General features: G+C 67.7%; 5 protein-coding genes, 1 tRNA gene and 1 pseudogene. 4 read left to right on the top strand and 3 right to left on the bottom strand.

The window, feature by feature from the left end:
* The 3 genes and pseudogenes from QSG27_RS05560 to QSG27_RS05550 all read right to left on the bottom strand — a co-directional run.
* A pseudogene (locus QSG27_RS05560) lies at positions 1-444 on the bottom strand (SPOR domain-containing protein); the annotation flags it as partial.
* On the bottom strand, positions 441-2,201 hold the full coding sequence (gene argS, locus QSG27_RS05555; protein WP_306704142.1) for an arginine--tRNA ligase: 1,761 nt from the start codon (positions 2,199-2,201) through the stop codon (positions 441-443). The gene argS and the pseudogene QSG27_RS05560, both read right to left, overlap by 4 nt.
* A gap of 33 nt (positions 2,202-2,234) precedes the next feature.
* On the bottom strand, positions 2,235-3,443 hold the full coding sequence (locus tag QSG27_RS05550; protein ID WP_306704141.1) for a deoxyguanosinetriphosphate triphosphohydrolase: 1,209 nt from the start codon (positions 3,441-3,443) through the stop codon (positions 2,235-2,237).
* Positions 3,444-3,625: 182 nt separating this feature from the next.
* Here QSG27_RS05550 and erpA point away from each other — a divergent pair, with 182 nt between their 5' ends.
* From erpA to QSG27_RS05530, 4 genes are all read left to right on the top strand, one after another.
* Positions 3,626-3,994 (top strand): iron-sulfur cluster insertion protein ErpA, encoded by a 369-nt coding sequence (erpA, locus tag QSG27_RS05545; protein ID WP_306704140.1) that lies wholly within the window; start codon positions 3,626-3,628, stop codon positions 3,992-3,994.
* Between the two features lie 46 nt (positions 3,995-4,040).
* Entirely contained in the window at positions 4,041-4,826 is a 786-nt protein-coding gene (locus tag QSG27_RS05540; protein ID WP_306704139.1) for an exodeoxyribonuclease III, read from the top strand.
* Positions 4,827-4,902: 76 nt separating this feature from the next.
* Positions 4,903-5,475: a hypothetical protein gene (locus QSG27_RS05535; protein ID WP_306704138.1), complete on the top strand. Its 573-nt coding sequence runs from the start codon at positions 4,903-4,905 to the stop codon at positions 5,473-5,475.
* Positions 5,476-5,534: 59 nt separating this feature from the next.
* Positions 5,535-5,624: transfer RNA gene (locus QSG27_RS05530), tRNA-Ser, on the top strand.
* Positions 5,625-6,087 lie beyond the last annotated feature (463 nt).

Here is a 6,087-nt window from a genome sequence, read left to right as displayed (position 1 = left end):
CGGCACCGTGGTGGTGGAGCCCGGCGGGGGCGGCGGAAGCTGGGCCACCGCGGGCGCTTCCGGCAGGGTCGGCGACGGCGGCACCTGCGGCGCCACGACGGGCCGCGGCAACGGCTCCTCCGGCGGGGGCAGCAGCCGCTCGATCTGGGATTTCGACCCGCGGTCGTTCAGCCGCTCGTAGACCAGCTTGTCCTGGTGCGGCACTTCCATGCCGCCGGGCTGTTCCGGACGGGCCTTGGTCGGCGCGGTGTCGGCGGTCAGCAGGGGCGGACTGCCGTCCGGCGTGCTCTGCCCCTTGCCGCTGTAGACGACGACGATCGCGCCGGCGAAGGCCACGATGCCGACCACAGCCAGCCCGAGGCCGAGCAGACCGCGCCGACCTCCCCGTTGCGGCGGCGTGCCGTAGGGGTCGCTGGCGTAGTTGACATCGCCCTCATACCTCATGACCGCATTTCCTCCACCGGCTCCACCCCCATCACGGCGAGGCCGGAGGCGATCACCGTGGCGACCGCGCTGACCAGCGCCAGACGGGCCACCGTCACCTCCTCGTCGCCGTCGATCAGGAAGCGCAGGCTGGCGTCGTCGCGGCCCTTGTTCCACAGCGCGTGGAAATCGCTGGCCAGATCGTAGAGGTAGAAGGCCACGCGGTGCGGCTCGTGCGCCTCCGCGGCGGATTCCACCAGACGCGGCCAGGTGGCCATGCGCTTGGCGAGCGCCATCTCCTCCTCGGTGTCGAGGCGGGCGAGGTTCGCCTTTGCCGCCAGCGCCGCCGCCGACAGGTCGGCCCCCGCCATCGCCGTGGCCGCGTGGCGCAGGACCGAGCGGCAGCGGGCATGGGCGTACTGCACGTAGAAGACCGGGTTGTCCTTCGACTGCTCCACGACCTTGGCGAAGTCGAACTCCAGCGTCTGGTCGTTGCGGCGGGTCAGCATGATGAAGCGGACGACGTCCTTGCCCACCTCCTCGATGACGTCGCGCAGCGTCACGAAGGTGCCGGCGCGCTTGGACATCTTCACCGGCTCGCCGTTCTTCATCAGATGGACGAGCTGGCACAGCTTCACGTCCAGCGACGCCTTGCCTTCGGTGATGGCCGTGGTCGCCGCCTGCATGCGCTTGACGTAGCCGCCATGGTCGGCGCCCCACACGTCGATCTGCGCGTCGAAGCCGCGGCGGTGCTTGTCGAAGTGGTAGGCGATGTCGTTGGAGAAGTAGGTGAAGGACCCGTCCGACTTCTTCAGCGGACGATCGACGTCGTCGCCGAAGCCGGTGGACTTGAACAGGGTCTGCGGGCGCGGCTCCCAATCGTCGGGCTTCTTGCCCTTGGGCGGCTCCAGCACACCGACATAGATCAGGCCGCGGTCCTCCAGCGCCTTCAGCGCGATGTCCACCGCCCCGGCCTTCACCAGCGCGCGTTCGGAGCTGTAGACGTCCATGCGGACCCCGAGGACGCCGAGATCCTCCTCGATCCATTCCATGATCCGGGCGATGGCGAAGTCGCGGCAGGCGGGCAGCCAGTCGGCCTCGTCGGCGCCGACCCACTTGCTGCCGTCGCGCTCGGCCAGGGCCTGCCCGACCTCCTTCAGATACTCACCGGGATAGAGGCCCGCCGGAATCTCGCCGACCGCCTCGCCCAGCGCCTCGCGGTAGCGCAGGAAGGTGGAGCGGCCCAGCACATCCACCTGGGCCCCGGCGTCGTTGATGTAGTATTCGCGGGTGACGGCGTAGCCGGCCTTCTCCAGCAGCGCGGCCAGCGCGTCGCCGAAAACGGCGCCGCGGCCATGGGCGGCGTGCAGCGGGCCGGTGGGGTTGGCCGACACATACTCGACGTTCACCGGACGCCCGGCGCCCAGCGTGCTTTCGCCATAGGCGGTGCCGGCGGTCAGCACGTCGCGGATGCGGTCGCGCCAGACGTCGGCGGACAGGCGCAGGTTCACGAAGCCCGGACCGGCGATCTCGGCGCTCGCCACGTCGGGGCGGGTCTTCAGCTTCGCCACCAGCAGCTCGGCCAGCGCGCGGGGCGGCTTGCCCGCCGGCTTGGCCAGGATCATCGCCGCGTTGGTCGACAGGTCGCCGTGCGCCGCCTCGCGCGGCGGCTCCACCGTCAGGCGCGCGGTGTCGAGCCCCGCCGGGATGTGGCCCTCGGCGGCCAGCTCGTCCAGCAGCTTGCGGATGTCGTTCTCGAAGACCTTGAAGATGTTCATCGTTTCAATTCTTGGGTTAGGTCTTGGCCGTTTTCAGGTCTGGGCGTCCATGTCGAACAGGCGGGCGTATTCGGCCAGCGCGTAGCGGTCGGTCATCCCGGCGATGTAGTCGGCGACCAGCCGCGCCAGCACCGTCCGGTCCCGGTGTCCTCCCTGTCTGGCGATGTCCTCCTGCCATTGCGTCGGCAGGGTGTTCGGCTCGGCCATGAACAGGTCGAACAGGGCGGTGACCACCCGCTTGCACTTGCTCATTTCCCGGTTGACCCGGTAATGGCGGTACATGCGCTGTTTCAGAAAGGCGCGCAAGGGGCGCTGCGCCTCGAACATCGCGGGGGAGAAGCTGACGACCGGCTCCGGCAGGGCGCGGAGCTCCGGCGCGCTGCCGGGGCGGTGGCGGTCCAGCCGCTCCCGCGTCTCGGCCAGCAGGTCGGTGATCATGTTGTTGATCATCCGCCGGATCGTCTCGTGGATCAGGCGGGAGCGCTCCAGCCCCGGATAGCGGTCGCAGACCTGCCGCACCACCGGGCCGACCAGCGGCAGTTCCGCCACCTCGTCCACGGTGAACAGGCCGGCGCGCAGCCCGTCGTCGATGTCGTGGTTGTTGTAGGCGATGTCGTCGGCCAGAGCCGCCACCTGCGCCTCCGCCCCCGGGTTGGTGTGAAGCTCCAGGTCCCGCTGCTCCTGGAAGGCGGCCAGCGTCGTCGGCAGCCGGTCGCCGCTGCTGCCGTTGCCGAGCGGCAGCAGCGGGCCGTTGTGCTTGACCACACCCTCCAGCGTTTCCCAGGTCAGGTTCAGCCCGTCGAAATCAGCATAGCGCCGCTCCAGCATCGTCAGGATGCGCAGGGTCTGGTCGTTGTGGGCGAAGCCGCCGTAGGGCGCCATGCAGGCGTTCAGCGCATCCTCTCCGGCGTGGCCGAAGGGGGTGTGGCCGAGATCGTGGGCGAGCGCAACCGCCTCCGCCAGATCCTCGTTCAGCCCCAGCGCGCGGCTGATGGAGCGCGCGATCTGCGCCACCTCCAGGCTGTGGGTCAGGCGCGTGCGGAAATAGTCGCCCTCGTGATAGACGAAGACCTGCGTCTTGTATTTCAGCTTGCGGAAGGCACCGGAATGCACGATGCGGTCGCGGTCGCGCTGGAAGCACGAGCGCGTGGGGCTTTCCGGCTCCGGGAACAGCCGCCCGCGCGTCTGTGCGGGGTCGCAGCCATAGGGCGCCGGGCGATCCTGGAAGAAGTCCGCCGTCATGGCGCGGACACTACCGGCGCAAACCGCCCTGTGCAACGGCGAAGGCGGAGACATCCGGGAGGAGCCCGCAGGCAAACCGCGGGTCCGGCATGAAATTGCCGGACATCTCTTTGACGAAAGGCGGACGCACCCTTACATTCGTCCATGTGTCGTCTGTCCCGCGAAACCCTGAGGCCCGTCCCATGCCCGACACCGCCCTTCCCGCCCCCGCGCAAGAGGGTGCGCGCGTTCTCACCGTGTCCGACAGCGCGGCCCGGCGCGTCGCCTTCCTGATCGAGCACGAGGGCGATCCGTCCCTGATGCTGCGCCTGACCGTTTCCGGCGGCGGCTGCTCCGGCTTCCAATACGCCTTCGCCTTCGACGCCACGGCGAACGACGACGACCATGTGTTCGAGAAGGACGGGGTCAGGGTCGTGACCGACGACTGCTCGCTCGATCTGCTGGCCGGCGCCACGCTCGATTATGTCGAGGACCTGATGGGCGCCGCCTTCCAGATCAAGAATCCGAACGCCACGGCGTCCTGCGGCTGCGGCAATTCCTTCGCCGCCTGACCGGTTCTCCTGCCCCCGGGCTTTTGCCGAACAAGAAGAAACCGACGTGAAGATCGCCACCTGGAACGTCAATTCGGCGAAGGCCCGCCTTCCGCTGATCACAGACTGGCTGCGCGCGGAGTCTCCGGACGTCGCTTTGCTGCAGGAAATCAAGTGCGAGACGGCGGCGTTCCCCCGCGCGGCCTTCGAGGAGTTGGGTTATCACGTCACGCCGGTGGGGCAGAAGTCCTACAACGGCGTGGCGTTCCTCTCCAAGGCCCCGCACGAGGACGTTTTGGCCCGCCTTCCCGGCGAACCGGAGGACGAGCAGGCCCGTTACGTCGAAGCCACGGTGGGAGACGTCCGCATCGCCTCGCTCTATCTGCCCAACGGCAACCCCATCGGGACGGAGAAGTTCGCGTACAAGCTCCGCTGGATGGACCGGCTGCACGCCCACGCCCGCGGTCTTCTGGCGCAGGAGGTGCCCTTCGTCCTGGGGGGCGATTACAACATCATCCCGGAGCCGCGCGACGTCTTCGACCCGGTTGCCTTCGCAGGCGATGCCCTGTTCCAGCCCGAGTCGCGGGCGAAGTTCCGTGCCTTGCTGAATCTCGGCCTGACCGAGGCGTACCGCGCCCTTCACGACGACGACCACGCCTACACTTTTTGGGATTATCAGGCGGGTTGCTGGCCGCGGGACCTGGGCTTGCGGATCGACCATTTCCTGCTGTCCCCGCAGGCTGCCGACCGGCTGGTGGGCTGCCGCATCGACCGCCGCCCGCGCGGTGCGGAAAAAGCGTCCGACCACACGCCGGTCATCCTCGACCTGCGCGACAAGTCAGACATTTCTTAAATTTTTTCACGCATCCTCGAAGCCGACTCGGAACGGAACCGGCGGGCGCCAACCCGCAGGGAGGAGCGGTAGGGCGATGGGCTGGGGACAGGATGCCGGTCGCAGAGCGATCGAAGAACTGCTGTCGGCCATCGAACATCAGGCCGGCGAGGCGGTCGCATTGGGCGCGCGCGCGCAGCGCGACATTCAGGAGGACCGTTTTTCCTCCTTCCTGGGCTTCCGCCGGAAGGTGGAGGAGGTGCGCGCCCTCGTCGCCCTGACGGAGGAGCGCCTGACGACGGTGAGCACCGCCAAGCTGGCCGACCTGCGCACGGAATTCGAGCGCATCGACCTTCTGTTGACCGGCCTGCTGGCCCGCGCCACGCGGAACTACTTCGAACGGATGCGGGACGATCAGGCTCTTCCCATCGGCGCACGCGAGCTGTTCGAGCCTGAGCTGAAGATCATCGACGAAATGCGCACCAAGCTGGACCGCCCGCATTATGCGGGCCGCGTGTCCAACACGGTGATCGAGGATTTGGAAGCGACCAGCGTCATGATCCGCAAGGTCGTCAGCCGCGCCCCCAGTCTGCCCGATTTCTCCGACGCCCCGACGCCCCCGAAGCCAACAAAACGGCTTTCGAACCTGGGGCGTCCGATCCGCGCGTGACGCTTCTGCTTTGAACTGTTGACCGCCGCGTCACAATCCTTTATCCGCGACACCGAAACGGATGGGTGGCCGAGCGGTTTAAGGCTCCAGTCTTGAAAACTGGCGTGGGGGCAACTCCACCGTGGGTTCGAATCCCACCCCATCCGCCATTTCCTTCTTCGCCGAACCATGCCAGACCAGCATGTCCGCTGAGTCGTCACACGCTCGACCGTTTCGGACGGTCATGCCCGGATGCCGAGCGACCCGCGCTGGCCGCGATCTCCGGCACACCGTCGCGGAACCGCGGCATCTCCTTCAAATCCTTGGCATATCCACCGGTGGCGACGGCATCCGGCGATTTGTCCTTGAGACGGTCCGTGGCCCCCGTGATCATGCGGACCAGCAGGCATTGCTGTCGAGATCGTCCGGTTTCCGGCCGCTGCCCCGCATCGTCCGTTCGCACCCGAACTGACCGACAGCGCGTTGAACCGCCCAGTTGACGGATACCTTCTCGTCGTCGCTGACACCTTCCAGAACAACCGCGCCCGCCCCTGCTGCTGGGACATGTTCGATTGCGCGGTGGCCTGCTCGGCCTTGGAGAAGCTGCCGTTCGCATACGGAAACGCAGAAATT

It is taken from the genome of Azospirillum isscasi, from assembly GCF_030849505.1.
Classification (GTDB): Bacteria; Pseudomonadota; Alphaproteobacteria; order Azospirillales; family Azospirillaceae; genus Azospirillum; species Azospirillum isscasi.
Note: the sequence above shows the minus strand (reverse complement) of the source record. Positions and strands in the feature narration are given on the sequence as shown.

What these genes read in the sequence shown, in the direction of transcription:
- argS (WP_306704142.1), bottom strand. Translation starts at nt 2,201, where the DNA reads ATGAACATCTTCAAGGTCTTCGAGAACGACATCCGCAAGCTGCTGGAC.
- QSG27_RS05550 (WP_306704141.1), bottom strand. Translation starts at nt 3,443, where the DNA reads ATGACGGCGGACTTCTTCCAGGATCGCCCGGCGCCCTATGGCTGCGAC.
- erpA (WP_306704140.1), top strand. Translation starts at nt 3,626, where the DNA reads ATGCCCGACACCGCCCTTCCCGCCCCCGCGCAAGAGGGTGCGCGCGTT.
- QSG27_RS05535 (WP_306704138.1), top strand. Translation starts at nt 4,903, where the DNA reads ATGGGCTGGGGACAGGATGCCGGTCGCAGAGCGATCGAAGAACTGCTG.